We start from the raw sequence: 25,749 nt of genomic DNA, 5'->3' as shown, positions 1-25,749 counted from the left end.
TTCAAGGATCGTCATGCAACGCACCCGTATCAAGATTTGCGGCATCACGCGCGAGGAAGACCTGCGCGCGGCCGTCTCAGCCGGCGCCGACGCGCTGGGATTCGTGTTCTATCCGAACAGCCCGCGCTACGTCACGCCCGAGCAGGCGGCCGGGTTGTGCCGGGCGCTGCCGCCCTTCGTTTCCGCGGTGGCGCTGTTCGTCAACGCGACGGTCGAGGAGCTGCGGGCGGTGGCCGCGCGTGCGCCGCTGTCGCTGATCCAGTTCCATGGCGATGAAACGGCCGGGCAGTGCGCGGAGTTGGCCGCGGCGGTGGCGCGTCCCTTCGTGCGCGCCTTCCGCGTCAAGGCGGACACGAGCCCGGATGAACTGCTAGAATATGAGCGCACATACCGCGCCGCCAGTCCGTGGTTCTCCGGCCTGTTGCTGGATACCTGGGTAGACGCCTACGGCGGCGCAGGAAAGGTTTTCGATTGGTCTCTCGTCCCAAAAGAGCTCGCGCCTCGGCTCGTTTTGAGTGGTGGCTTGAACGTACAAAACGCGACTGACGCGATTCTACGTGTTCGCCCCTTCGCGGTCGACGTCAGCAGCGGCGTCGAAGCGCAGAAGGGCATCAAGGATGCCCGCAAGATTGCCGACTTCATCGGGGCCGTGCGGGCCGCCGACGCCATCATTTCAAGCGAGAACCACCATGAAAGATCGTCCTAGCGGAAACACTCCGCTGTTCCAGACCCCTGATTACCAGCTGCCCGACCAGCGCGGGCACTTCGGCCCCTACGGCGGCAGCTTCGTCGCCGAGACCCTGACCCATGCGCTGACCGAGCTGAACGAGGCCTATGCGCGTTACTCGACCGACCCCGAATTCCTCGAAGAATTCCGCTATGAACTGGCCCACTTCGTCGGCCGTCCGTCGCCGGTCTACCACGCCAAGCGCTGGTCCGAGCAGCTGGGCGGCGCCCAGATCTTCTTCAAGCGCGAAGACCTGAACCACACCGGCGCGCACAAGATCAACAACGTGATTGGCCAGGCCCTGCTGGCGCGCCGCATGGGCAAGAAGCGCATCATCGCCGAGACCGGCGCCGGCCAGCACGGCGTGGCCACCGCCACCATCTGCGCCCGCTTCGGCATGGAGTGCGTGGTCTACATGGGCAGCGAGGACGTCAAGCGCCAGGCCCAGAACGTCTACCGCATGAAGCTGCTGGGCGCGACCGTGGTGCCGGTGGAATCGGGCTCCAGGACCCTCAAGGACGCGCTCAACGAAGCGATGCGCGACTGGGTCACCAACATCGAGAACACCTTCTACATCATCGGCACCGTGGCCGGCCCGCATCCTTACCCGATGATGGTGCGCGACTTCCAGTCGGTGATCGGCGAGGAGTGCCGGGTGCAGATGCCGGCCATGACCGGCCGCCAGCCCGACTACGTGCTGGCCTGCGTCGGCGGCGGCTCCAACGCCATGGGCATCTTCTATCCGTACATCGACGAGCCGGGCGTGAAGCTGGTCGGCGTCGAACCGGCCGGCGAGGGTCTGGAGTCGGGCAAGCATGCCGCTTCGCTGAATGCCGGCATCCCGGGCGTGCTGCACGGCAACCGCACCTACCTGCTGCAGGACGAAAACGGGCAAATCATCGAGACGCATTCGGTGTCGGCCGGCCTGGACTATCCGGGCGTGGGACCGGAACACGCCTGGCTGAAGGACATCAAGCGCGCCGAGTACGTGTCGATCACCGACGAGGAAGCGCTGGCGGCCTTCCACGATTGCTGCCGCATCGAAGGGATCATCCCGGCGCTGGAGTCCTCGCACGCGATCGCCTACGCGACCAAGCTGGCGCCGACCCTGCCGAAGGACCAGCTCATCCTGGTCAACCTGTCGGGCCGCGGCGACAAGGACATGCACACGGTGGCGCAGAGGATGGGACTGGATTTCGGCTGAGCGCCGTCCAGCAGACCCTCCCGATTGTCCACCCGTTTATGGAAAGAACAGCATGTCCCGTATCGCACCGACCTTTGCGTCCCTGAAGGCGCAGAACAAGACCGGCCTGGTCACCTTCATCACCGCCGGCGACCCCGGGCCCGAGCTCACCGTGCCCCTGATGCACGCTTTGGTGGAGGGCGGCGCCGACGTCCTCGAACTGGGCGTTCCGTTTTCCGATCCGATGGCCGAAGGCCCGGTCATCCAGCGCGCCTGCGAACGCGCGCTCAAGTTCAACATCGGCCTGCACGACGTGTTCGGATTCGTGCGCGAATTCCGCAAGACCAACAGCAGCACGCCGGTGGTCCTGATGGGCTACGCCAACCCGATCGAACGCATCGGTTCCGACAACTTCATTCGCTGCGCGAAGGAAGCGGGCGCCGACGGCGCCATCGTGGTGGATTATCCGCCGGAAGAGTGTGCAAGCTTCGCCGAGGCCATGCGCGCCGGGGAGCTCGACCTGATCTTCCTGCTGGCCCCGACCTCGACCACCGAGCGCGTGCGGCAGGTGGCGCGCTACGGCAGCGGCTTCAGCTACTACGTGTCGCTCAAGGGCGTCACCGGCGCCGGCAGCATCGACACCGCCGACGTGGCGCGCCGCGTGGGCGCGATCCGCGAACACGTGAAGCTGCCGATCGGCGTCGGTTTCGGCATCCGCGACGGCGCCACCGCGCGTGCGGTGGCGGAAGTGGCGGATGCGGTGGTGATCGGCAGCCGCATCATCCAGGAGCTGGAATCGGTGCCGAAGGAGCAGGCCGTGGAGGCGGTACGGGCGTTCACGCACGGCATTCGTAGCGCGCTCGACGCTTGAAGGACGGGCAGTGTCGAACGGCGGGCGCCATCCTGCCGTTCGATGCTGCGATGATTGCCTCATGTGCTGGACGAAGCAACTGACTGAACAGCTGACTGAGCAATTGCTCTCGCACACCTAAGTTCTTGCGTCTGTCCGGGAACAGGGACCTCATCGCGGCGTCCCTCTCATATTGCGTGCCGGCTGCTCGCGCGGCCGGGTCCGCCTTATCCTGCTTCTGTCCGGGATTTCAGGTATTCCGCCTTTAAATCCCGGTAAACCGCATCGAGTTCGTCGATCTGTTTCGTTTGGAGATGGAAGTTTTCCTGGCTCTCGAAAGCGGATCTGGCGTGTCGGGACAATGAATCGATCAGGCCGACCCACCTGTTCCAGGAGGGAAGCTTCGACAGCTTGTTGTCGTATGCCTTGTCGAACTGTTCCACCATGTAGTAGGCCGACCGGTTATCGATCATCCGGGTCTTGCTGTCATCGGTCACGAAGATAGCGAAAGGCGCGATCATGTCGTCGGAAATGGCGGGGTCGATGCTCACCCGTTTGCCGAATCCCAGCCGGGCCTTTACCCACCGGTCGACACCGATGACATTCATGGTCGGATCGACCGGCAACCATTGTCCTGAAGCTTCGTCATGGACCTCCAGCCAGCGATGGTCGTTATGGCGGGCGCCGAACAGGGAGTAGCGGACGCCTTTTTCCTCCACCAACTGCTCGGCCTGTACCTGCCGCTCGGGATGATGCCTCGACAGGTTCACTTCCGCAATGGGACGGGACTTGATGTGCATTTCCTGCACCAGTGCCAGATACACCTGCGCCAGTTCGTAGCAATTGCCGCCGCCGCGTTCCAGGATCTCCGCTACCGTTCGTCGCTGGTAATCGGTCGCCAGCCATGCCAGGCGATTGCTGACCCAGTCCAGCAAGAGCGTGGCTTTCTGGTAGTCGCTACCCGCGTTTTTGGTGATTTCTTCGCCCAGGCTGCGCAGGTTCAGGCTGGCGATATCGATTTTTTCGGAAAGATGGGTGCGACCCGATTGGGCGAAACCCAGGGACGCGTGCGCTGCAAGGAGCAACAGGACAATCAGTTTCTTCACGGCGGTGGTCGGGAATGGGGCTGGACGCCGGATGCAAATTTTTTTGCGATCCTAGCAATGTTCCCATTCAAGAACAATAGGACTTGCCAAATGGAATAGAAGGGCGGGAAAGTAGCCGAAGACAGCGGAAGACAGCGGCAGGCAGGGCCAGGGTCGCCTCAGCGGACATCCTGACGGACTGTCCGAGACGACTCGCCGACCCTGCGCTGGTGTGGATGGCGGCCGGGAAGCGCGCCGGGGAGTATCAGCCCTTGCGGCTCTGGTGATGGTCGTGCGGCGGCGCGGCGTCCTTGTCGCCTTCCTTGTGGTAGTGCTGCGGCACGCGCTGCGCATTGCCCAGGGCGGGGGTGCTGCCGGTCTGGCCGTCGTCGGCCACGCTCTGTCGGTTGCCCTCGTCGCGCAGCGGCGGTTGGCCGACGCCGCCGTCGTTGCCGCTGTCGTTCAGGTTGCCGGTGGTGCCGGTGATCCCGGCATCGCTGGTGCCAACGCCGCTCAGTTCGTCATACGGCCGGCCCTTGACGCCTTTGCCTTTGTTTTCAGCCATGCTGTTCTCCTTCTCGGTTCGTCGTGTTCCCATGGTAGTCCTCTCAGGGAGCGTGCCTATCGGCACAGGGGAAAGCCGACTGTAGGACCTGCCCGACAAACTCGGCCGCGACGCCAGCGGAAACGCCTCCCGCCGCCCCGCGAAGCAATCATGTCGGAAAGATAATTAGTCGGGCGACAGCATTCGACAAGCGGGGCGCTTGCGGCTACACTACCGCCACCTCGAAGACTTGCCGCAAGGAGAAAAGATGAGTTGGCTAGAAAAACTGCTGCCCCCACGGATCCAGCGCTCCGATGCCGCCAAGAGCAAGACCATGCCCGAAGGGCTGTGGGTCAAGTGTCCGTCGTGCGAATCGGTCCTGTACCGCGCCGACCTGGAATCGAACCAGCACGTTTGCCCCAAGTGCGACCATCACATGCGCATCCGCGCCCGCGAGCGCCTCGATGCGCTGCTCGACGAGGGCGGCCGCTACGAGATCGGCCAGGAAGCCCTGCCGGTCGACACCCTGAAGTTCAAGGACAGCAAGAAGTATCCTGACCGCCTCAAGCAGGCCATGGACGCCACCGGCGAAACCGATGCGCTGATCGTGCAGGGCGGATCGATCATGAGCCTGCCGGTCGTGGTTGCCTGCTTCGAATTCGAATTCATGGGCGGCTCGATGGGTTCGGTCGTCGGCGAGCGCTTCGCGCGCGGCGCCCAGGTGGCGCTGGAGCAGAAGCTGCCCTTCATCTGCATTACCGCCACCGGCGGCGCCCGCATGCAGGAAGGCCTGCTGTCGCTGATGCAGATGGCCAAGACCACCGCGATGCTGACCAAGCTGTCGGAAAAGAAACTGCCCTTCATTAGCGTGCTGACCGACCCGACCATGGGCGGCGTCTCGGCCTCGTTCGCCTTCATGGGCGACGTCGTCATCGCCGAGCCGAAGGCCCTGATCGGCTTCGCCGGCCCGCGCGTGATCGAGAACACCGTCCGCGAAAAGCTGCCGGAAGGCTTCCAGCGTGCCGAGTTCCTGGTGCAGAAAGGCGCCGTCGACATGATCGTCGACCGCCGCAAGATGCGCGAAGAAATCGCCCATTTGCTGGCGCTGCTGCAGAACCAGGCCGCCGACGCGCTGGCCTGATCCCACCCACGGGGCCTGTGAAAAATCCTCCAGAGGAATTTTTCACAAGCCCGAGGTGCGAACGCCCGCGCGTCCGCACCGGCGCCCCGCGCGCCATCACACCGAAGTCCATCCAATGCCCACTCTTCCGACCACCTTGCCCGACTGGCTGGCGCTGCTCGAGTCGCGCCATGCCGAAACCCACATCGACATGGGCCTCGACCGTGTCCGTGCCGTCAAGGAACGCATGGGGCTTGCCTTTGCCTGCCCGGTGATCATGGTGGCCGGCACCAACGGCAAGGGTTCGACCTGCGCCATGCTGGAGGCCGTGCTGCTGCAGTCCGGCTACCGCGTGGGCCTGTACATCAAGCCGCACTTCCTCGACTTTAACGAGCGCGCCCGCATCAACGGCGAGATGGCCTCCGATGAGGCGCTGGTAGCGAGCTTCGACGCGGTGGAACGCGTGCGCGGCGAGGTCGCGTTGACCTACTTCGAATTCACCACGCTGGCGATCATGCACCTGATCTCGCAGGCCGGCGTCGATGTCGCCATTCTCGAAGTCGGCCTGGGCGGACGCCTCGACGCGGTCAACGTGGTCGACGCCGACGTGGCGATCGTCACCAGCGTCGACATCGACCACACCGACTACCTCGGCGACACGCGCGAGAAGATCGGCTTCGAGAAGGCCGGCATCTTCCGCGCCGGGAAGGCCGCCATCTGCAGCGATCCGGTGCCCCCGGCATCGCTCGTCAAGCATGCCGAGGACATCGGCGCCGACCTGTGGCTGCTGGGACGCGACTTCAACTACCAGGGCGACCAGCAGCAGTGGAGCTACGGCGGGCGCGGACAGCGCCGCAATTCGCTGGCCTATCCGGCCCTGCGCGGCGCCAACCAGCTGCTCAATGCGGCCGCCGCGCTGGCCGCGCTCGAAGTGCTGCGCATGCAGCTGCCCTGCGGCGCGCAGGAAGTGCGCGCCGGCCTGGCCATGGTCGAGCTGCCCGGGCGCTTCCAGGTGTTGCCGGGCCGCCCCACCCAGGTGCTGGACGTGGCGCACAACCCGCACGCCGCCGCGGCCCTCGCGCACAACCTCGGCAACATGGGCTTTCACCGCTACACCTACGCGGTGTTCGGCATCATGGAAGACAAGGATATCGAGGCCGTGATCGCCCCCATGCGCGACATCGTCGACCACTGGTGCGTCACGGCGCTGCCCTCGCCGCGCTCCGCGCAAGCGCAACAGCTGGCGCAAAAACTCGCCGACTTGCGGCCCGCGGGCGCGAAAGAGGGCGATTTTTCGGTCCTGCCGTTCGCCACGCCGGCCGACGCCTACGCAAACGCCGTGAGCCGGGCAGGGGAGAATGATAGAATTGTGGTCTTTGGCTCGTTCTACACGGTCGCCGGCGTCATGGCGGCCCGCAAAAACTCTCTACACTGATTCCAGATACGCATGGGCTTGTTCTCGTTCGGTAGCAAAAACAAGCAAGACACTGTCCGCGACAGCGGCCACTTCGTCAAGGACGATGATGCCGCCTATGGCGAACACGCCCGCTCCAAGCGCGCGTCGCACGCCGGCGAAGGCGCCACCCGCGGACGCACGCGCGCCGGCGCCGGCGCCGATCCGATCCTGCCCGAGAAGAAACGCGCGCGCCGCCGCCTGGTAGGCGCGATCGCGCTGGCGCTCGCGGCCGCGGTGGGCCTGCCGATGCTGCTCGATTCCGAGCCCAAGCCGCTCGGCACCGACATCGCCATCAACATTCCGTCGAAAGACAAGGCGGCGCCGCTGCCCGTGCCCGCCGCGGCCAGCGTCGACAGCGACGAGGAGATCATCGAGCCGTCCGATGCGCCCGAGGCCGGGAGCGCGCCCGCCGATCCGGCGCCGCTGCGTACCGTCGACCTCGACCGCGAGCCCGCGCGCGCCGCGCCGGCCGAGGCCCGGCCCGAGCCGGTGACGCCGGAACCGAAGCGCGAGCCGAAGACGGAGGCCCATCCGAAGCTGGCCGAGGTGGAACGCAAGCCAGCCGAGAAGCCGGCCGAAAAGCCGGCCGAAAAGCCGGTCGAGAAAGTGGCCGCCAAGCCGGCGCAAGCCATGCCGGCGCAGGACGAGGCCGCGCGCGCGCTCGCGATCCTGCAGGGCCGCCCGGTCGCGCAGGCCGCCGGCCCGTCGCAGAAATACGTGGTGCAGGTGGCGGCGCTGGCGACCCAGAAAAAGGTCGACGAACTGCAAGGGCGCCTGCGCGCGGCCGGCGTGGCCTCGTTCACGCAAAAGTCGGGCGATCTGATCCGTGTGCGCGTGGGGCCGTACACCAAGGAAGAGGGCGAGAAGATCCGCTCCAAGCTGATCAGCATGGGCCTGTCCGGTGCCTTGGTGCCGCTCTGACACGTTTATTCAAGCAAGGGCCGGTGGCGTGACGATCTTCGATTACCTGGTGTTGTTCGTGCTGGTATCGTCCGTGGTCATTTCCACCCTGCGCGGGCTGGTGAAGGAGATCCTGTCCCTGCTCGGCTGGATCGTGGCCTTCGTGGTGGCGAACGCCTATGGCGCCACGCTGGCGCCGATGCTGCCGGAATTGTTGCCGGGCGCAAGCGCCCGCCTGATCATGGCCTTCGTGCTGCTCTTCCTCGGCGTACGCATCCTGATGGGTCTGCTGTCGCTGGCGATCGGGGCGGTGATCACGGCCTCCGGCCTGAGCCTCGCGGACCGCGGCCTGGGTGGATTGTTTGGATTGGCGCGCGGCGTTGTCATCGTGCTGGCCGCCGTCATATTGTGCGGGATGACCGCGATCCCGCAACAGGATTTCTGGAGAAACGCGCTGTTGTCGCCGCTGGCGGAAACCGGCGCGCGCACCGTCAAGCCATTTCTCCCGGCTGCACTCGGGCAGCACATCAGATTCTGAAATACGGTTTTCACTTTTTGTAATCACGCAGTCCAGTTTTAGGAGCGCACCATGTGTGGCATCGTCGGCGTCGTCTCGAACAATCCCGTCAACCAGCTTCTGTATGACGCATTGCTGCTGCTGCAGCATCGCGGCCAGGATGCGGCGGGCATTGCAACCAATCACAGCAGCATGTTCTCGATGTACAAGGCCAACGGCCTGGTGCGCGACGTGTTCCGTACCCGGAACATGCGTTCGCTGCAGGGCAATACCGGTATCGGCCACTGCCGCTATCCGACCGCCGGCTCCTCGAGCGAAGAGGAAGCGCAGCCGTTCTACGTCAACGCCCCGTTCGGCATCACCCTGGCCCACAACGGCAACCTGACCAACCAGGCCAAGCTCAAGGAAGAGCTGTTCCGCAACGACCGCCGCCACATCAACACCGATTCCGACTCGGAAGTGCTGCTGAACGTGCTGGCCCACGAGATCCAGGAAGCGGCAGACGGCTTCAGGCTCGACACCGACGCCGTGTTCAAGGCGGTCGCCGCGGTGCATCGCCGGGTGCGCGGTGCCTACGCGGTGGTGGCGCAGATCGCCGGCCACGGTATGCTGTCCTTCCGCGATCCGTTCGGCATCCGCCCGCTGTGCCTCGGCGTGAACGAGGGCGAGCACGGCACCGAATACCTGGTGGCGAGCGAATCGGTGGCGCTGGAAGGCCTGGGCTTCCGCTTCGTGCGCGACATCGCGCCGGGCGAGGCGATCTTCATCGACAACGAGGGCAATATGCACGAGCGCCAGTGCGCCGAGAATCCGTCGCTGAATCCCTGCGCCTTCGAATACGTCTACCTGGCGCGCCCGGATTCGGTGATCGACGGCGCCTCGGTGTACGCGACCCGCCTGCGCATGGGGGAGTACCTGGCCGACAAGGTCCGCCAGGAGATCCCGGTCGACGAGATCGACGTGGTCATGCCGATTCCCGATTCCTCGCGCCCGGCCGCGATCCAGCTGGCGCTGAAGCTCGGCGTCGAGTACCGCGAGGGCTTCATCAAGAACCGCTACATCGGCCGCACCTTCATCATGCCCGGGCAAGGGATGCGCAAGAAATCGGTGCGCCAGAAGCTCAATGCGATCGCCTCCGAGTTCAAGGACAAGAACGTGCTGCTGGTCGACGACTCGATCGTGCGCGGCACCACCAGCCGCGAGATCGTGCAGATGGCGCGCGACGCCGGCGCCAGAAAAGTGTTCTTCGCCTCGGCCGCGCCGCCGGTGCTGTACCCGAACGTGTACGGCATCGACATGCCGACCCGCGACGAGCTGATCGCGCACGGCCGCACGGTCGAGGAAGTCTGCAGGGAAATCACCGCCGACCGCCTGGTCTACCAGGACGTCGATGCGCTGAAGAAGGCGATCTCGGACGTCAATCCGGCGCTGACGAACTTCGAGGCCTCGTGCTTCGACGGCGTGTATGTCACCGGCGACGTGACCCCGGAATACCTGGACCGCCAGGAAAGCGCGCGCCACAACCCGAAGAAGAACCAGGTCGAGGATCCGGTGCGCACCCAGCTCAACCTGAACACGCCGGCGGCGGCGGAGTAAGGCCTGCCATGAGCGATCCGCACTTGACGCCGCCCTCGTACGGCTTCACCACCACGATCCTGCACAACGACCGCAGCAAGCCGGTCGAGCATGGCTCGCTGCACAAGCCGGTGCACACCTCGGTGGCCTTCGGCTACGGCGATGCGCGCCAGCTGGCCTCGGTGTTCCAGGGCCGGGAGCCCGGTTTCCGCTACGGGCGCCAGGGCAATCCGACCGTGGGCGCGCTCGAGGACAAGATCACCCGGATGGAAGACGGCGTCGGCACCCTCTGTTTCGCTACCGGCATGGGCGCCATCGGCGCGCTGTTCCAGGGGCTGCTGCGCGCGGGTGACCACATCGTCTCGTCCTCTTTCCTGTTCGGGAATACCAACAGCCTGTGGCAGACGGTGGCGGGGCAGGGCGTCGCGGTGGATTTCGTCGACGCCACCGATGTCGCCAATGTGGAAGCGGTGCTCAGGCCCGACACGCGCATGGTCTTCGTCGAGACCATCGCCAACCCGCGCACCCAGGTGGCCGACCTGGCGCGCATCGGCCAGCTGTGCCGCGAGCGCGGCATCCTGTACGTGGTCGACAACACCATGACCACGCCGTATCTGTTCCGTCCGAAGGCGGTCGGCGCCGGCCTGGTGGTCAATTCGCTGACCAAGTCGATCGGCGGCCATGGCAATGCCCTGGGCGGCGCCCTGACCGATACCGGCCTGTTCGACTGGAGCGCCTACCCGCACATCGCGCCGAACTTCCGCAAGCAGCCGGCCGCCAACCAGGGGCTGGCGCAGCTGCGCGCCAAGGCGCTGCGCGACTTCGGCGCGGCGCTCGGACCGGAGGCGGCGCACCACATCGCGGTGGGCGCCGAGACCCTGGCGCTGCGCATGGAACGCACCTGCGCCAACGCGCTGGCGCTGGCCCGGATGCTGGAGGCCGATGAACGGGTCGCGGCGGTGCATTACCCGGGCCTGGCCTCGCATCCGCAGCACGGCACCGTCTCGGCGCTGTTCCGCGCCGGCGGCTCGCTGATGAGTTTTGAATTGCGCGAGGATATCGACTGCTTCGATTACCTCAACCGCCTCAAGCTCGGCATCCCGGCCAGCAACCTGGGCGACACCCGCACCCTGGTGATCCCGGTGGCGCATACGATCTTCTTCGAGATGGGCGCGGAGCGGCGCGCCGGCATGGGCATCGCCGAGTCCCTGATCCGGGTGTCGGTGGGCATCGAAGACACCGAGGACCTGCTGGCGGACTTCCGCCAGGCCCTCGACGCATAGGCCAGCCCGGCGCGCCATGAAAACGGCAGCCGCGGCTGCCGTTTTTGTTTTAGCGGTTGAGCCGGGCCGCCGATTGCCGCTATCATGGGATTTCTTTCCCCTATCCTCATCTGCCATGAAGACCAAGCTGTTCCTTGCATCCCTGCTGCTGTGCGGCGCCGCCTTTGCCGGCGAACTGGAAGACGCCAACGCCCTGTTCGAGAAGAAGGACTACGCGGGCGCCATGCAGCGCTATACCAAACTGGCCAATGCCGGCAATCCTGAAGCGCAGCGGGCGCTCGGGCAGATGTACTGGTACGGCGAGGCGGGGCAGGTGGACGAGGCCAAGGCCGAGGCGCTGTTCAGGAAGGCCGCGGCCAAGGGCAACAAGCTGGCAATCGCCTCGCTGGAGGTGATGGAGCAGCGCGTCAAGCGCCGCAAGGACATCGATTACTGGATCAGCGGCTACGACGGCGAAGACCTGAAGTCGGGCGAATACCGTTGCGTGGCGCCGCGCATTCCGGCGATGTCGAAGATCAATGCCGACATCGACCGCATCGGCGCGGCCGTGCAAGCGTGGCAGGAATGCTACAACAAGTACGTCACCCACCTGAACGACGCCATGCCGCTGACCGCGCGCATTCCGGCGGACATCGCGAAGCTGATGAACAAGGATGAAGCCCAGCGTGCGGCCGCCCACCTGACCCGCTTGCAGGAGAACCTGAGCGAAGAGGCGAAGGTGAGCTCGAAGCTGCTGCTGGCGGATTTCGCGGCGTGGCGCTCGGCGACCGAGGCCTACGTGGCGGAGCACAACCAGATGGTAAAGTCCGCCAAGAAAGACTCTTACTGGGCGGACAAGAAGATCCAGTAAAAAACCGGTAAGGCATGCCGCACCCGCCCGGGCTCATCGGCCCGGGCGGGCGGGCGGGGGCATCAGTGCCAGCTGCGCATCAGGCCGACCGCCAGGCCTTCGAGGGCGAATTCGTCTTCCGGTTTCACCTCGATGACCTTGAAATCGGGGTTTTCAGGCAGCAGTTCGACCAGGTTGCCGGTCTTGCGGTAGCGCTTGACCGTGACTTCCTCGCCCAACCTCGCCACGACGATCTGGCCATTCTTGGCGCTGTCGATCTTCTTGACCGCGAGGAAGTCGCCGTCGCAGATGCCGGCATCGCGCATCGACCAGCCCTTGACCTTCAGCAGGAAATCCGGACGCGCCGAGAACATGGCGGCATCGACCGAGTAGGTGGCTTCGACGTGTTCCTGGGCCAGGATCGGCGAACCGGCGGCCACGCGGCCGACCAGCGGCAGCGCCATCATCAGGTTCGGCGGCGGCATCGGGATCTGCTCGACCGAGGCGCCGACCAGGCGGATGCCGCGCGAGGTGCCCGGCGAGATCTCGATCGCCCCCTTGCGTGCCAGCGCCTGCAGGTGTTCCTCGGCCGCATTGGCCGACTTGAAGCCCAGTTCGGCCGCGATTTCGGCGCGGGTCGGCGGAAAACCGGTGTTTTCGATCGCTTCCTTGATCAGGTTAAGGATCTGTTCTTGCCTTGCAGTGAGCTTGATCATGGATGTGTTACGGCAAATGGTTGTAAGAGCAGACTGTATTTTTGTACAGTATTCTGATATGCGCAAGGGCAAACACCGGAAAACTGTAAAAAAATTGTGCAGCGCGGCTCGGGGCATGCCCGGCTTCCCATGCCGGCGTTTTTCCGGCTATAATGGCCGGCTTTCCCTTCCCACACTCGTCTTGACGCCGAGGTGGGCATTTGTTTAAACGTCCTTAAGGAGTGTTGCATGCGTCATTATGAAATCGTTTTTATCGTCCACCCGGACCAGAGCGAGCAAGTTCCGGCGATGATCGAGCGTTACAAGACCACGGTGACCAGCCGCGGCGGTAACATCCATCGCGTGGAAGACTGGGGCCGCCGTCAGATGGCTTACCAGATCCAGAAGCTGCCGAAAGCCCACTACATCTGCATGAACATCGAGTGCGACAACGAGACCCTGGTCGAGCTGGAAACCGCATTCAAGTTCAACGATGCCGTCCTGCGTCACCTGACCGTCAAGATGAAGAAGGCCGAAACCGCACCGTCGCCGATGATGAAGTCGGTCCAGCGCGAAGACGCAGCCAAGAGCCACCGCGCCGAAGCGGCCGCTCCGGCAGCCGCCCCGGCCGCTGCTGCCTAAGGTTTTCCCCGGAATTCGCAGGAGCGACACAGCGCAGTGAACCAGTTCCAGCTCATCGCGACCATCGCGGAGCGTGACGTGCTGCGTTTTACCCCGGCCGGCGTCCCCATCGTGGGCGCGATCCTGATGCACAGTTCGCAGCAGGAAGAGGCGGGGGTGGCAAGGCTGATCGAGTTTGAACTTCCCGCGCTGGCCGCGGGCGAGATTTCAGGCAGGGTCGCCAGCGCCGAACTCGGCGCCGCCTACCGCTTCGAGGGATTCCTCGCACGGAAGAACCGCAACAGCAAAGCCTTGGTGTTTCACATCATTGATTTCAGTGCCGCATAGTCGCCAAGCGACACGGCCAATTTAGATTAGATACAGGAGCCTCGAAATGGCATTCGGTAAAAAGTTCGACAAAAACAAAGCTAAAGAAAAACTCAAGCGCAAACAGCAGAACCCGCTGTTCAAGCGCAAGAAGTTCTGCCGCTTCACCGCTGCAAACGTGGAGCAGGTCGATTACAAAGACGTCGACACCCTGAAGGACTTCGTCCAGGAAAACGGCAAGATCATGCCGGCACGCCTGACCGGCACCAAGGCGCACTACCAGCGCCAGGTCGACACCGCCATCAAGCGCGCACGCTACCTCGCGCTGCTGCCGTACACCGACCTGCACAACGCTTAATCGCGTCGGTCAGTTCAGAACATCCTGGAGAAAAAACATGCAAGTTATCCTTTTGGAAAAAGTTGTTAACGTCGGCAACCTGGGCGACGTGGTCAAGGTCAAGGACGGTTACGCACGTAACTTCCTGATCCCGCAAAAGATGGCACGCCGTGCTACCCAGGCCGCTGTGGCCGAGTTCGAAGTCAAGCGCGCCGAACTGGAAAAAGCAGCCGGCGAAAAGCTGGCCGCTGCCCAGGCACAAGGCGAGAAGCTGAGCGGCATGACCGTCACCATCGCCCAGAAGGCGGGCGTGGACGGCCGTCTGTTCGGTTCGGTCACCAACTTCGACATCGCCGAAGCCCTGAGCAAGCAAGGCTTCCCGGTCGAGAAGTCGCAGGTGCGCATGCCGACCGGCCCGCTGAAGACCACCGGCGAATTCCCGGTTGCCGTCGCGCTGCACACCGACGTCGTCTCGGAAATCACCATCGCCGTCGTGGGCGAAGCCGCCTAAGCGGTTGTTGTATAAATGAAAAAGCCGGGTTCGCCCGGCTTTTTTTATTGGTGGAAATCTCGCCAATTATGTCAGCCGCGTGACCGGAAACGGTATAATGCCCGCCATGAATTCCCCTTCCGATCCGCAAGTCGATTCCCTGCGCATCCCGCCGCATTCCATCGAAGCAGAGCAGTCCGTCATCGGCGGCCTCCTGCGCGACAATGCCGCGTGGGACCGCATTGCCGACTTCATGCACGCGGAGGACTTCTACCGCTACGACCACCGCATCATCTTCGAACAGATGGTCCGCCTGATCAACGCGGGCAAGCCGGCCGACGTGATCACGGTCTACGAGGCCTGCAACATGCTCGGCAAGGCCGAGGAAGTGGGCGGCCTGCAGTACCTGAATGCGATGGCGCAGAACACGCCGTCGGCGGCCAACATCCGCCGCTACGCCGAGATCGTGCGCGACCGCGGCATCCTGCGCAACCTGATCACGGTGGCCGACGAAATCTCGGGCAATGCCTTCAACCCGCAGGGCAAGGAAGTCAAGCAGATGCTCGACGAGGCCGAGTCGAAGATCTTCGCGATCGCCGAGACCGGCGCCAGGGGCCAGCAGGGCTGGAACCCGATCCAGCCGCTGCTGACCCAGGTGGTCGAGCGCATCGACGAACTGTATTCGCGCGAGAACCAGGGCGAGATCACCGGCGTGCCGACCGGCTTCATCGACCTCGACCGCATGACCTCGGGCCTGCAGCCGGGCGACCTGGTCATCGTCGCCGGCCGTCCGTCGATGGGCAAGACCGCGTTCTCGGTCAACATCGGCGAGAACGTCGCCATCGAAGCCGGCCTGCCGGTGGCGGTGTTCTCGATGGAGATGGGCGGCGCCCAGCTGGCCATGCGTATGCTCGGCTCGGTGGGCCAGCTCGACCAGCACCGCCTGCGTACCGGCCGCCTGAACGACGAAGACTGGCCGCGCCTGACGCACGCCATCCAGAAGATGAACGACGCCCAGCTCTACATCGACGAGACGCCGGCGCTGAACCCGATCGAGATGCGCGCACGGGCACGACGCCTGGCGCGCCAGTGCGGCAAGCTGGGCCTGATCATCGTCGACTACCTGCAGCTGATGCAGGGCAGCCAGCCGGGCGACAACCGCGCCTCCGAGATCTCGGAGATCTCGCGTTCGCTCAAGGGCCTGGCCAAAGAACTGCATTGCCCCGTCATCGCACTGTCCCAGCTGAACCGCTCGCTGGAACAGCGACCCAACAAACGACCCGTCATGTCCGACCTGCGCGAATCGGGCGCAATCGAACAGGATGCGGACGTGATCATCTTCCTGTATCGCGACGAGGTCTACAACCCCGACTCGCCCGATAAAGGAACCGCCGAAATCATCATCGGTAAGCAGCGTAACGGCCCGATCGGGGCGATTCGCCTTACCTGGATCGGCTCCTACACCAAGTTCGGCAACTACAGCGGCAACCTCGCCGTCTACCAGGGCGACTAAGTTTCCGAAGCAGTACCGACGATTGTATCCATATAAAGCCGGCATCCAGCCGGCATACTTTGCCGCTGCCAGCCGTGGCGGCGGTTTCGAAGTCCCAAGAGATTCACAACGGAGAATAAAATGTTTGGACGCCTGATGCCCCAGGAGGGCAAGTTCTTTGACCTGTTCAACCAGCACGCCGCGCTGTGCGTGAAGGGTGCGCAGGAGATGGTTGGCCTGATGACCCACTTCGACGACCTGGAAAACCGCACCCACGCCGTGGAGAGCATCGAGAAGCAGGCGGACAAGATCACCTACGCCACCGTCGACCTGCTGCACAAGACCTTCATCACCCCGCTCGACCGCGATGACATCCACAAGCTGATCACCAGCATGGACGACATCCTCGACATGATGGAAGACGCGGCCCAGACCGTGTCGCTGTACGACCTGCACGCCGTGACGCCGGAAGCCGCGCGCCTGGCCGAGCTGTGCCTGTCGGCCTGCAAGAAGGTGCAGGAAGCCGTCGCGCTGCTGCACGACATGGGCAACGCCCAGAAGATCGTCGCCATCTGCGAAGAGATCGACCGCTTCGAATCCGACGCCGACCACGTGATGCGCGCCGCCATGTCCAAGCTGTTCCGCGACGAGCCGGACGTGCGCAACCTGATCAAGATGAAGGCCATCTACGAGATCCTCGAAACCGTCACCGACCGCTGCGAAGACGTTGCCAATATCGTCGAAGGCATCATCGTCGAGAATGCATAAGCCCGGCGCGGAACAAGAATAATTATGGAATCTCTACATATCAGCATCTACGTGCTGGGCATGCTGGTGCTGCTGGCGCTGGTGTTCGACTTCATGAACGGCTTCCACGACTCGGCCAATGCGATTGCGACCGTCGTGTCGACCGGCGTCCTGAAGCCGCAGAGCGCGGTGGCCATGGCGGCCTTCTTCAACTTCATCGCGATCTTCGTGGTCAGCATGAAGGTGGCGCAGACCATCGGCAAGGGGACCATCGACCCGCATGTGGTCGACCACTACGTGATCTTCGGGGCCCTGATGGGCGCCATCGTCTGGAACGTCATCACCTGGTACTACGGCATCCCGTCGTCCTCGTCGCACGCGCTGATCGGCGGCCTGGTCGGCGCCGCGGTGGCCAAGTCGGGCACCGGCGCGCTGGTCTCGGCCGGCCTGCTCAAGACCGTGCTGTTCATCGTGCTGGCGCCGATGCTGGGCTTCGTGCTCGGGTCGATCATCATGCTGCTGGTCTCCTGGATCTTCGTGAAATCGACCCCGCGCAAGGTCGACGTCTGGTTCCGCCGCCTGCAACTGGTCTCGGCCGCCGGCTATTCGCTGGGCCACGGGGGCAACGACGCCCAGAAGACCATGGGCATCATCTGGATGCTGCTCATTGCCGCCGGCTACACCAGTCCGACCGACGCGTATCCGCCGACCTGGGTCATCATCTCGTGCTATGCGGCGATCAGCTTCGGCACCCTGTTCGGCGGCTGGCGCATCGTCAAGACCATGGGCCAGAAGATCACCAAGCTCAAACCGGTCGGCGGCTTCTGTGCCGAGACCGGCGGCGCGATCACGCTGCTGATGGCAAGCTTCTGGGGGATTCCGGTCTCCACCACCCACACCATCACCGGCGCGATCGTCGGCGTGGGCGCCTCGCAAAAGGCATCGGCGGTGCGCTGGGGCGTGGCCGGCAACATCGTCTGGGCCTGGATCTTCACCATTCCGGCCTCGGCCTTCATGGCCGCGGTGGCCTGGTGGATCGGCACCCACATCATGTAATACAGCGTTTCCCGCATCGAGGAGCCCGGCACTGCCGGGCTTTTTTTTGTCGCGCGTTCGCGTGTCGCGAAGCACGGGCCGCGTGGCCCCAGGGTTATACTGGTCCGCCGCACGCCGCGCAGGAACCACGATGAATCTGCGTACCGACAAGACATTGCAGGTTGGAACCCCAATGATGCTCGGGGCGATCGTCCGCTTCCGTCCCGTGCTGGCCTTCCTGCGCCAGCGCATCGCACTGCTGTTCGTCTGGCCGGCGGCCGCGCTCCTCGCTGCGGCCTTGCTGTGGGGTTATGTACTGCGCGACTTGGAGTATGAGAAACAGGAGCGCGCCGCCGAGATTGGCCGGCAGGCCGCGGCCTATGCCCACAGCCTGGTCCTGCGCACCGCGCGCTCGATCGATGAAACCGACCGGCTGCTGCTCCTGCTGCGGCACGACTGGGTCACGTCCGGCTACCGCACCCAGCTCGAAGGCACCCTCGAGGCGGGGACGTTCTCGCAGCAGTACATCTCGGCGGTAGCGTTCATCGACCGGCGCGGGATCATCGTCACCAGCACGCATCCCGGCGCCGTCGGCAGCTACGTGGGAAGCAAGCCATATTTCACAGCCCAGCAGCACCCGCACGGCGACCACTTGTACCTGAGCGGGCCGCTCGACGGCCAATTGACCGGGCGCGAAGTGGTCGCCTTCTCGCGCCCGCTCCTGTCTCCGCGGGGGCGCTTCGACGGGGTGGTGCTGATCACGGTGCTGCCGGCCTTCTTCACCCAGCACTATGTCGAGCCGATTCTGGGCGACCATGGCTTCGTTGGGGTGGCGCGCAAGGACGGCACGATCCTCGCCACGCGTACCGGTGCGACGGTCCGTTCCTTCCGCGCGCCCTTCCTGCTGGCGCCCCTGCCCAGCGGCGCACCGGAAGGCGAGATCCGTCTCGACAGCCGCCGCTGGTTCGCCGACGGACGCGCGCGTGCCGTCGGCTGGCACACGTTTCCGGGGCGGGACCTGATCGGCATCGTCGGCCTGGACGAATACAGCGCGATGGCGAGCTACCGCAGCCGCCGCGAGGCCGAGCTGGCCGGCGCCTGGGGCGACACCGGCTGGCTCATGCTGGCCGCACTGGCGGCGACGCTCATCTACGTCCATGCGCGCTGGCGCCAGTACCAGGTCGAGGCGATCCGCGCCACCTACCGCCTGGCCACCGAAGATGCCGGAGACGGCTTCTTCATCAATCGTCCGCTGCGCGACCGGCACGGCGTCATCCGCGATTTCAGCGTGGTCGACTGCAACCAGCACGGGGCCGCCATGTTCGGCAGGCAGCCGGAAGACCTCATCGGGCACCGCCTGTCCGAGTTCTACCAGGGCGAGCTGTTCCGCAAGGCCTGCGCGCGCCTTTCGCATGCGCTCGACACCGGCATCTACGACCGCGAGCTGCCGGTCGCGCCGGGGCCGGACCAACCCCTCAAGGCGCGCTGGGTGCGCTACAAGGCGGTGCGCGCCGACGGCGACCTGGCGGTGACGATCCGCGACGTCAGCGAATCGAAAGCCCACCTGACCGAGCTCGAACGGCGCAGCAACTCGGACGAGCTTACCGGCCTGCCCAACCGCTACTGGATCCAGCATTACCTGCCGCGCGCGATCGAGGCCGCGCGCGCCGGCGCGACCGGGTTGGCGGTGCTGTTCATCGACCTGGACGGCTTCAAGACCGTGAACGACGTGCTGGGGCACGCGGCCGGCGACGAGCTGCTGCGTACGGTGGGCAAGCGCCTCAAGCTGGCAGTGCGCCCGCGCGACCACGTGGTGCGCCTCGGTGGCGACGAATTCGTCGTGGTCCTGGAGCAGGTCGCCGGGGTGGCCGATGTCGAGCACGTGGCCGGACGCGTGCTGGCCGCCTTCGGCGACGGCTTCCACCTGCAGCATACGACCCATGTGCTGGGCGCCTCGATCGGGATCAGCCTGTTTCCCGAACACGGCGACGATGCCGAAACCCTGCTCAAGCATGCGGACATCGCGATGTACGCGGTCAAGACCGAGGGCAAGGGCGCGTACTGCTTCTTCCAGTCGCGCTTCTTCGAGGCGATCCGCAGCCGGCTCGAGATCGAGCGCGAATTGCGGCGCGCCCTCGACCAGCGGCAGTTCGTGGTGCACTACCAGCCGCGCGTGGACCTGGCCACCGGCGCGGCGTCCAGCATGGAGGCGCTGGTGCGCTGGGAGCGCCCCGGCCAGGGATTGACCGGCCCCGACCGCTTCATCCCGCTGCTCGAAGAAACCGGCCTGATCGTCCAGCTGGGCGAGCAGGTGATCGACAGCGTCTGCCGCCAGCTGGCCCGCTGGGGGCGCGACGGTAGGGCCGCGGTGCCGGTATCGGTGAACATCTCGCCGCGCCAGTTCAGCCAGTCCGACGTGATGGCCCAGTTCCGCAACGCGATCGCCTGTCACGGCATTTCCCCGTCGCTGCTGGAAATCGAGGTCACGGAGTCGTCGATGATGCAGGAGGGGATCGGCGAATCGGCCGTGTTCAGCCAGCTGCGCGAGCTGGGCATCAAGCTGTGCATCGACGACTTCGGCACCGGCTACTCCTCGCTATCGCAATTGCAGAGGCTGCGATTCGACGTGCTCAAGATCGACCGGGCCTTCGTGCTGCGGATCGAACACCCCGAGGGCGATACCCTGATCGCCTCGATGATCGCCATGGCCCACGCGCTCGGCATGCGGGTAGTCGCCGAAGGCATCGAGAGCCGCCGCCAGATGCAGCTGCTGCAGACGCTTGGCTGCGACGAAGGGCAGGGCTTCTTTTTTTCGCGCCCGGTGCCGGCGGACGAGTGCCGGCTGCCGCCTGGCGGCGCCCTGGCCGGCGCGGCCAGGACCTGAATCGCTGCGCGCAGTCGCGCTTCACAGCGTCAACTCGAGCCCCTCGAAGGCCAGTCGCACCTGCAGCGCGCCGAGGCGGTCGCGGTAGCGCGCCATCACGGCGTCAAACGCGGCCTCGAGTTCGTCGTCGCCGCGGGTCGGCTCGTGGTGGGTGCAGTACAGGGCGCGCGCGCCGACCCGCAAGGCCGTCTCGATGGCGGCGTCGAACGTGCCGTGGCCCCAGCCGGCCTTGGCGGGATACTCTTCCCGGGTGTAGGAGCAGTCGACGATCAGCGCATCGACGCCTTCCATGACGGTGTCGATGGCGCGCTGGCGCTGCGCCAGGTGCCGCTCGAAGGCGTCGAAGGCCGCATCGCCCGGCGGATAGGGATTGTGCCAGGGCTCGTGGTCGCCGGTGAAGAACAGCGCACGGCCGCCGCAGGCGACGCGATAACCGAGGTTGGTGACCGGGTGGTTCATCAGGACGTTGGCCACCAGCGCGTCGCCGACCTCGATCGCCGTGCCGATCTCGAGCGTGCGATACTCGATCGTCGCCCCCATCTGGGTTTCGCTGACCGGGAAGTAGCTGTTCTGCAGCTGCACGCCCATCACGTGCTCGATGCCCCTGCCGGTGACCGGATCGTGGGCGCCGTGCAGGCGCACGCGGCTGCCCTTGACGAACAGCGGCGTGAAGAAGGGCAGGCCGTGGATGTGGTCCCAGTGGCTGTGGGTGATGAAGATGTTGGCCTGGATCGGCGGCGACTGCCGGGTGCGCGGCTGCGCCATCAGGTGCTGGGCCAGCGGGAACAGGCCGGTGCCACCATCGAGGATGATCAGGGTGCCGTCGCTGGTCCGCACTTCGATGCAGGTGGTGTTGCCGCCGTAGCGCGCCGTGCGTGGACCTGGGGACGGTATCGAGCCACGCACCCCCCAGAAGCGGAATTTCATCAAGACTCCCCAGCAAGACTGTTGTTATCTCTATCGTTATTCTTTTGGAACGTCGACCATGATAGCGGCTTTGTCCGGCGAAGCTTCCGAAAATTGTCGTCGATCGGCAGTGCCGCACATGCCTGTATGCAATCGCAGGAAAACAGCGTCGACTGCGTGGGGCGCTGAGCGCGACCGCTAGCGCTGGGCGCGGGCGCGTTCGAGCAGCAGCGCGCGCTCGCGCTGGTTGGCGGTCATGCTTGCTGCGCGCTCGAATTCGCCGCGCGCTTCCTCGAGGCGGCCCAGCCTGGACAGCAGATCGGCGCGCACGCTCGGCAGCCAGTGGTAGCCGGCCAGCTTGCCGTCCAGCGCGAGCGCGTCCACCAGCGCCAGGCCGGCGGCGGGACCCTCGGCCATGCCGACCGCCACCGCGCGGTTCAATTCCACCACCGGCGACGGCTGGACCCGGGCCAGTTCGGCGTACAGGGCCGCGATCGCCTGCCAGTCGGTAGCCGGGGCGGTGTTGGCGCGGGCGTGGCAGGCCGCGATCCCGGCCTGCAGCAGGTAGGGGCCGCGCGGCTGGCCCAGGGCCGCCGCGCGTTCGAGTGCGGCCAGGCCGCGCCGCACCAGCACGCCGTCCCAGCGCGCGCGGTCCTGGTCGAGCAGCAGCACCGGACGCCCCTGGGCGTCGAGCCGGGCCCCGATGCGCGAGGCCTGCAGTTCCATCAGCGCGACCAGGCCGTGCGCTTCCGGTTCGTCCGGCGAAAGTTCGGCCAGCATGCGCCCCAGGCGCAGCGCTTCTTCCACCAGCGCCGGGCGCATCCAGTCGTCGCCGGCGGTGGCGGTATAGCCCTCGTTGAAGATCAGGTAGACCGCCTCCAGCACCGCGCCCAGGCGCTCGCCCAGTTCGCCCGGGGGCGGCAGTTCGAAGGGCAGCCCGGCCTCGCCCAGCGTGCGCTTGGCGCGCACGATGCGCTGGGCCATGGTGGCTTCGGGCACCAGGAAGGCGCGCGCGATCTCCTGGGTGGACAGGCCGCCCAGCAGCTTGAGCGTGAGCGCCAGGCGCGCGTCGAGCGACAGTACCGGGTGGCAGGCGGTGAACATCAGGCGCAGCAGGTCGTCGCCGATCACGCCGTTGCGGGCGGCATCCAGCGAGTCGACCAGGTCGGGCACGAAGTCGGGCACAACGGTGGCCTCCTGTGCCTCGAGATCCAGGCCGATCTGCGCGAGCTTCTGCTGCAGCACGCGGTCGCGGCGCAGCCGGTCGAGCGCGGCGTGCCTGGCCGTGGTGGTGAGCCAGGCGCCCGGATTGTCCGGGATGCCCTGCTGCGGCCAGTGCTCGAGCGCCGCCACCAGCGCATCCTGGGCCAGCTCCTCGGCCAGGCCGACGTCGCGCACCATGCGCGCGAGCACGGCCACGATCCTGGCCGACTCGATGCGCCAGACGGCGGCGATGCTGCGTTCGACCTCGGCATTCATCGGATCCGCACTTCGGTGTCGGGCATGCTTTCCATATAGGCCAGCTCCCACAGGTGGCCGTCGAGGTCCTCGAAGCCGTGCTGGTACATGAAGCCGTGGTCCTTCGGCGGGTTCGGCAGTGCGCCGCCGGCGTCCAGGGCCTTCGCTGCCAGCGCGTCGACCGCGGCGCGGCTGTCGCAGGACAGGCAGAGCAGCACTTCGGTGCTGTGCCTGGCATCGGCGACCGGTTTGTGGGTGAAGCCCTGGAAGAAGGCTTCGGCCAGGAGCATCACGTAGATGTCCTGGCTGACGATCATGCAGGCGGCGTTGCTGTCGGTGAACTGCGGATTGAAGCCGAAACCGAGCGCGCCGAAGAAGGCCTTGCTGCGCTCGAGGTCCCGCACCGGCAGGTTGACATAGATTTGCTTGTTCATGGCGTGGTCCTTGGCTCGGTCAAGAGGGCAGGTCGCCCGCTTCGTAGAGCTGGCGTACTTCGATCTCGGCGTCGGCGAATTCGCCGTGCGGGTTGGGGAAGCGGCGCGACCACTCCATGGCTTCCTCGCGGCTGCGCACCCCGATCAGGGTGTAGCCGGCGATCAGCTCCTTGGTCTCGGCGAACGGGCCATCGGTCACCCTGCGGCGCCCTTCGCGGTAGCGGATGCGCCAGCCGTCGCTGCTCGGGCGCAGGCCATTGGCGTCGAGCAGGACGCCGGCGCGGGCCAGTTCCTGGTTGTAGTCGCCCATGGCCGCGAACAGGGCGTCGTCCGGCATGATGCCGGCTTCCGTGTCGGGGGTGGCCTTGACGATGATCATGAAACGCATGGTGCTCTCCTTGTCGTGGAATGGAAGCGCTCCGGTGGCTTCCATCTGCTACGACGATCGGGGGCCTCCCGCTTCGACATCGGCGCCCGCATTGTTCGTGCGGGCCGCTAGCGGTCGAAGCAGGGCGCCAGTCCCCGTACCTCCACCGTCGCCCATTCCGCCGCCGGACACTGTTGCGCCAGCGCGATCGCCTGTTCGCGCGTGTCGACGTTCACCAGGAAGAAGCCGCCGACCATCTCCTTGGCTTCCGCGAAGGGGCCGTCGATGACCCGGGCCTTCCCGTTCGCTGCCGTGACGCGCGCCGCCTTGTCGGTCGAGGCCAGCGACTCGGCCGCCAGCAGCAGGCCGCGGCTGCGCAGGTCTTCGCCCCAGCGCAGCATGCGCTGGTAGACGGCGCGGCCTTCGTCCTCGCTGCGGGTGGCGCGCTGGCCGACGGGTTCGTGGATCAAGAGCATGTGCGGCATCGAATTTCTCCTCGGTGGATGGACCCCGGCTATTCTAAGCCGCCCCCTCGCTGCCGGCACGCTGCGGCGCGCAACGACGCTGCCTGCCCCACCCGAGCCCAACTGCACCGCCGGCGCCACCCCGGTGGCGCACAGGAAAGCGCGCGCCGTCGACCATGCCGCGCAGCGCTGCCAGCGCGAAACCGGGACCGCCGGCGACAAGCGGGCCCGGCGGCGGTCGGGCGATCAGGGTCGGGATCGGCAGCAGTTGCAGGACAAGGATCAGGCGTGGCGAACGGCAGGCACAAAAGAAAAAGGCGCTGTTCCCTTTATCTATTGATGACCCCGATTGCGATGCGTAAGAACTGTTCCGCAGAAATTACCTGCGCGCGGTCGAGCACCCGGTGCCAGCCGAGGTAATTCGGCAGGTAGCGCGATGCCACGCCGCGGAAGCGGGCCAGCCAGTCGCGCAGACGCTGGTGGAAAGCGTTGACATTCTGGACGTGGAGGGCGCCGCCAGCCTTGCGGCGCACCCGCACGCCGGCGCGCAGGTTGACCGCCTGGTGGGCGATCCCATGTTTGCGTGAAAACGCCCGGTAGGCGACATTGGCGTCGCTGACCAGGAGTGCTTGCCGGTCGAGCTTGGGCAGCAGGTGGCGTTCCAGGTGCACCGCCTTCAAGGCCCCGCGCCCGACCAGCGCGCCGATGGTCTGCCTGCCGCGGTCGCGTGCCACCAGGATGCAGTCGAGCTCGTTTGAGATGCCGCGTTTGCGCGCCGCGCCGCCACGCTTTCTCGGCGCCCGGTCCAGCTTGCGCGCGCCCTTTTGCGATTCCAGGATGAACATTTCATCGGCCTCGACGATGCCGCTCAATTGCTCTGGCTGGCTGTGCTTGACCCGGTCGACGAAGCGGTGGCGCCAGCGAAACGCGGTGTTGCGGTGCACGCCCACGTCAAGGGCGGCACGCCGCACCGATGTGGCCGCGATCAATGCGTCCAGGTAGTCGAGCCATTTTTCGCGCAGCCGCAGCCGTGCCAAAGGCGTGCCGCTCAGGTCGTTGAAGCTGCGGCCGCATTCCCGGCAGCGATAGCGCTGCAGGCCGTTGGCATGGCCGTGCCGGTGGCAGCGCTGGGAGGCGCAGCGCGGGCAGGCGCGTTGGGGTGCGCGGATCTGCTCGATGAGGGCGACGACCCGGTCCAGCCCCGCGGCCGGATGCAATGCCGCCAGTGTTTGTTGGCGCTGCGCCCCGTTCAGCGCGGGCAGCCGCGCGAACCATTTCTTGAAGCTGGGTGTTTTCACGGCCGCTTCCTGTCGATGGAGACAGGTGTTCGACCAGGGAGGTGCTCAGCAGTTCAGCCCTCATCCATAGTTAACGCTGACAGAGCAAAAAAAAAACGCCCACCTTGCGGTGAGCGTTCCGGACT

At 65.7% G+C, this 25,749-nt stretch carries 28 protein-coding genes; 19 read left to right on the top strand and 9 right to left on the bottom strand.

Annotated features, from left to right (window positions below):
* The first annotated feature begins 13 nt into the window (after positions 1-13).
* The 3 genes from IM543_17900 to IM543_17890 are packed head-to-tail and all read left to right on the top strand — an operon-like array spanning position 14 to position 2,781.
* Complete coding sequence (locus IM543_17900) at positions 14-706, top strand: phosphoribosylanthranilate isomerase (protein ID QOY93417.1); 693 nt, start codon at positions 14-16, stop codon at positions 704-706.
* The gene (trpB, locus tag IM543_17895; GenBank protein ID QOY93416.1) at positions 690-1,931 is read left to right on the top strand and encodes a tryptophan synthase subunit beta; all 1,242 of its coding nucleotides are present in this window, start codon (positions 690-692) and stop codon (positions 1,929-1,931) included. The genes IM543_17900 and trpB overlap by 17 nt, the downstream gene beginning before the upstream one ends.
* A 52-nt stretch (positions 1,932-1,983) precedes the next feature.
* Complete coding sequence (locus IM543_17890) at positions 1,984-2,781, top strand: tryptophan synthase subunit alpha (protein QOY93415.1); 798 nt, start codon at positions 1,984-1,986, stop codon at positions 2,779-2,781.
* 206 nt (positions 2,782-2,987) lie between these two features.
* Here IM543_17890 and IM543_17885 read toward each other — a convergent pair whose 3' ends face one another.
* Entirely contained in the window at positions 2,988-3,866 is an 879-nt protein-coding gene (locus IM543_17885) for a transglutaminase domain-containing protein (GenBank protein QOY93414.1), read from the bottom strand.
* Positions 3,867-4,110: 244 nt separating this feature from the next.
* Positions 4,111-4,410, bottom strand: a complete 300-nt coding sequence (locus tag IM543_17880; GenBank protein QOY93413.1) for a hypothetical protein — start codon at positions 4,408-4,410, stop codon at positions 4,111-4,113.
* Positions 4,411-4,657: 247 nt separating this feature from the next.
* On the opposite strand from IM543_17880, the gene IM543_17875 reads away from it, so the two are divergent.
* From IM543_17875 to IM543_17845, 7 genes are all read left to right on the top strand, one after another.
* Positions 4,658-5,530 (top strand): acetyl-CoA carboxylase carboxyltransferase subunit beta, encoded by an 873-nt coding sequence (locus IM543_17875; protein QOY93412.1) that lies wholly within the window; start codon positions 4,658-4,660, stop codon positions 5,528-5,530.
* Positions 5,531-5,645: 115 nt separating this feature from the next.
* On the top strand, positions 5,646-6,944 hold the full coding sequence (gene folC, locus IM543_17870) for a bifunctional tetrahydrofolate synthase/dihydrofolate synthase (GenBank protein QOY93411.1): 1,299 nt from the start codon (positions 5,646-5,648) through the stop codon (positions 6,942-6,944).
* Between the two features lie 12 nt (positions 6,945-6,956).
* Entirely contained in the window at positions 6,957-7,886 is a 930-nt protein-coding gene (locus IM543_17865; GenBank protein ID QOY93410.1) for an SPOR domain-containing protein, read from the top strand.
* 28 nt (positions 7,887-7,914) lie between these two features.
* Positions 7,915-8,403 carry a CvpA family protein gene (locus IM543_17860; GenBank protein QOY93409.1) on the top strand — a complete coding sequence of 163 codons (489 nt, stop codon included), beginning with the start codon at positions 7,915-7,917 and terminating at the stop codon, positions 8,401-8,403.
* A 51-nt stretch (positions 8,404-8,454) separates the two neighbouring features.
* Positions 8,455-9,978 (top strand): amidophosphoribosyltransferase, encoded by a 1,524-nt coding sequence (purF, locus tag IM543_17855; GenBank protein QOY93408.1) that lies wholly within the window; start codon positions 8,455-8,457, stop codon positions 9,976-9,978.
* An 8-nt stretch (positions 9,979-9,986) separates the two neighbouring features.
* Entirely contained in the window at positions 9,987-11,240 is a 1,254-nt protein-coding gene (locus tag IM543_17850; GenBank protein ID QOY93407.1) for a cystathionine gamma-synthase family protein, read from the top strand.
* 115 nt (positions 11,241-11,355) lie between these two features.
* On the top strand, positions 11,356-12,090 hold the full coding sequence (locus IM543_17845; protein ID QOY93406.1) for a sel1 repeat family protein: 735 nt from the start codon (positions 11,356-11,358) through the stop codon (positions 12,088-12,090).
* Between the two features lie 62 nt (positions 12,091-12,152).
* Here the strand turns inward: IM543_17845 and lexA are convergent, their stop codons facing one another.
* The gene (gene lexA, locus IM543_17840; GenBank protein QOY93405.1) at positions 12,153-12,785 is read right to left on the bottom strand and encodes a transcriptional repressor LexA; all 633 of its coding nucleotides are present in this window, start codon (positions 12,783-12,785) and stop codon (positions 12,153-12,155) included.
* A gap of 228 nt (positions 12,786-13,013) precedes the next feature.
* Here lexA and rpsF point away from each other — a divergent pair, with 228 nt between their 5' ends.
* The 8 genes from rpsF (at position 13,014) to IM543_17800 (ending at position 20,697) form a co-directional block, all read left to right on the top strand.
* On the top strand, positions 13,014-13,406 hold the full coding sequence (gene rpsF / locus IM543_17835; GenBank protein QOY93404.1) for a 30S ribosomal protein S6: 393 nt from the start codon (positions 13,014-13,016) through the stop codon (positions 13,404-13,406).
* Positions 13,407-13,442: 36 nt separating this feature from the next.
* Entirely contained in the window at positions 13,443-13,733 is a 291-nt protein-coding gene (gene priB, locus IM543_17830) for a primosomal replication protein N (protein ID QOY93403.1), read from the top strand.
* 46 nt (positions 13,734-13,779) lie between these two features.
* On the top strand, positions 13,780-14,070 hold the full coding sequence (locus IM543_17825) for a 30S ribosomal protein S18 (GenBank protein ID QOY93402.1): 291 nt from the start codon (positions 13,780-13,782) through the stop codon (positions 14,068-14,070).
* Between the two features lie 37 nt (positions 14,071-14,107).
* The gene (locus IM543_17820; GenBank protein QOY93401.1) at positions 14,108-14,560 is read left to right on the top strand and encodes a 50S ribosomal protein L9; all 453 of its coding nucleotides are present in this window, start codon (positions 14,108-14,110) and stop codon (positions 14,558-14,560) included.
* Positions 14,561-14,666: 106 nt separating this feature from the next.
* On the top strand, positions 14,667-16,052 hold the full coding sequence (locus IM543_17815; GenBank protein QOY93400.1) for a replicative DNA helicase: 1,386 nt from the start codon (positions 14,667-14,669) through the stop codon (positions 16,050-16,052).
* Positions 16,053-16,172: 120 nt separating this feature from the next.
* The gene (locus IM543_17810) at positions 16,173-16,799 is read left to right on the top strand and encodes a DUF47 domain-containing protein (GenBank protein ID QOY93399.1); all 627 of its coding nucleotides are present in this window, start codon (positions 16,173-16,175) and stop codon (positions 16,797-16,799) included.
* A gap of 24 nt (positions 16,800-16,823) precedes the next feature.
* On the top strand, positions 16,824-17,834 hold the full coding sequence (locus IM543_17805) for an inorganic phosphate transporter (protein ID QOY93398.1): 1,011 nt from the start codon (positions 16,824-16,826) through the stop codon (positions 17,832-17,834).
* A 130-nt stretch (positions 17,835-17,964) separates the two neighbouring features.
* The gene (locus IM543_17800; GenBank protein QOY93397.1) at positions 17,965-20,697 is read left to right on the top strand and encodes an EAL domain-containing protein; all 2,733 of its coding nucleotides are present in this window, start codon (positions 17,965-17,967) and stop codon (positions 20,695-20,697) included.
* 21 nt (positions 20,698-20,718) lie between these two features.
* Here IM543_17800 and IM543_17795 read toward each other — a convergent pair whose 3' ends face one another.
* The 5 genes from IM543_17795 to IM543_17775 all read right to left on the bottom strand — a co-directional run bounded on the left by IM543_17795 (position 20,719) and on the right by IM543_17775 (position 24,347).
* The gene (locus IM543_17795; GenBank protein ID QOY93396.1) at positions 20,719-21,624 is read right to left on the bottom strand and encodes an MBL fold metallo-hydrolase; all 906 of its coding nucleotides are present in this window, start codon (positions 21,622-21,624) and stop codon (positions 20,719-20,721) included.
* Positions 21,625-21,801: 177 nt separating this feature from the next.
* Positions 21,802-23,082, bottom strand: a complete 1,281-nt coding sequence (locus IM543_17790) for an RNA polymerase sigma factor (protein ID QOY93395.1) — start codon at positions 23,080-23,082, stop codon at positions 21,802-21,804.
* A complete protein-coding gene (locus IM543_17785) occupies positions 23,079-23,495 on the bottom strand; it encodes a glyoxalase/bleomycin resistance/extradiol dioxygenase family protein (protein ID QOY93394.1) in 417 nt (138 codons plus the stop codon). The genes IM543_17790 and IM543_17785 overlap by 4 nt, the downstream gene beginning before the upstream one ends.
* 19 nt (positions 23,496-23,514) lie before the next feature.
* Positions 23,515-23,883: a YciI family protein gene (locus tag IM543_17780; protein QOY93393.1), complete on the bottom strand. Its 369-nt coding sequence runs from the start codon at positions 23,881-23,883 to the stop codon at positions 23,515-23,517.
* Positions 23,884-23,990: 107 nt separating this feature from the next.
* Positions 23,991-24,347 carry a dehydrogenase gene (locus IM543_17775; GenBank protein ID QOY93392.1) on the bottom strand — a complete coding sequence of 119 codons (357 nt, stop codon included), beginning with the start codon at positions 24,345-24,347 and terminating at the stop codon, positions 23,991-23,993.
* Between IM543_17775 and IM543_17770 the strand changes: the two genes are divergently transcribed.
* Positions 24,337-24,666: a hypothetical protein gene (locus tag IM543_17770; protein QOY93391.1), complete on the top strand. Its 330-nt coding sequence runs from the start codon at positions 24,337-24,339 to the stop codon at positions 24,664-24,666. The two genes, IM543_17775 and IM543_17770, sit on opposite strands and share 11 nt — an antisense overlap.
* Here the strand turns inward: IM543_17770 and IM543_17765 are convergent.
* Positions 24,656-25,624, bottom strand: coding sequence for an IS1595 family transposase (locus IM543_17765; protein QOY93390.1), 969 nt, complete (start codon positions 25,622-25,624; stop codon positions 24,656-24,658). The genes IM543_17770 and IM543_17765 overlap by 11 nt on opposite strands.
* Between the last annotated feature and the right edge of the window lie 125 nt (positions 25,625-25,749).

This window comes from Massilia sp. UMI-21 (assembly GCA_015277795.1).
In the GTDB taxonomy this organism is placed as follows: Bacteria; Pseudomonadota; Gammaproteobacteria; order Burkholderiales; family Burkholderiaceae_D; genus Telluria.
This window is presented reverse-complemented; position numbering and strand designations above follow the sequence as displayed.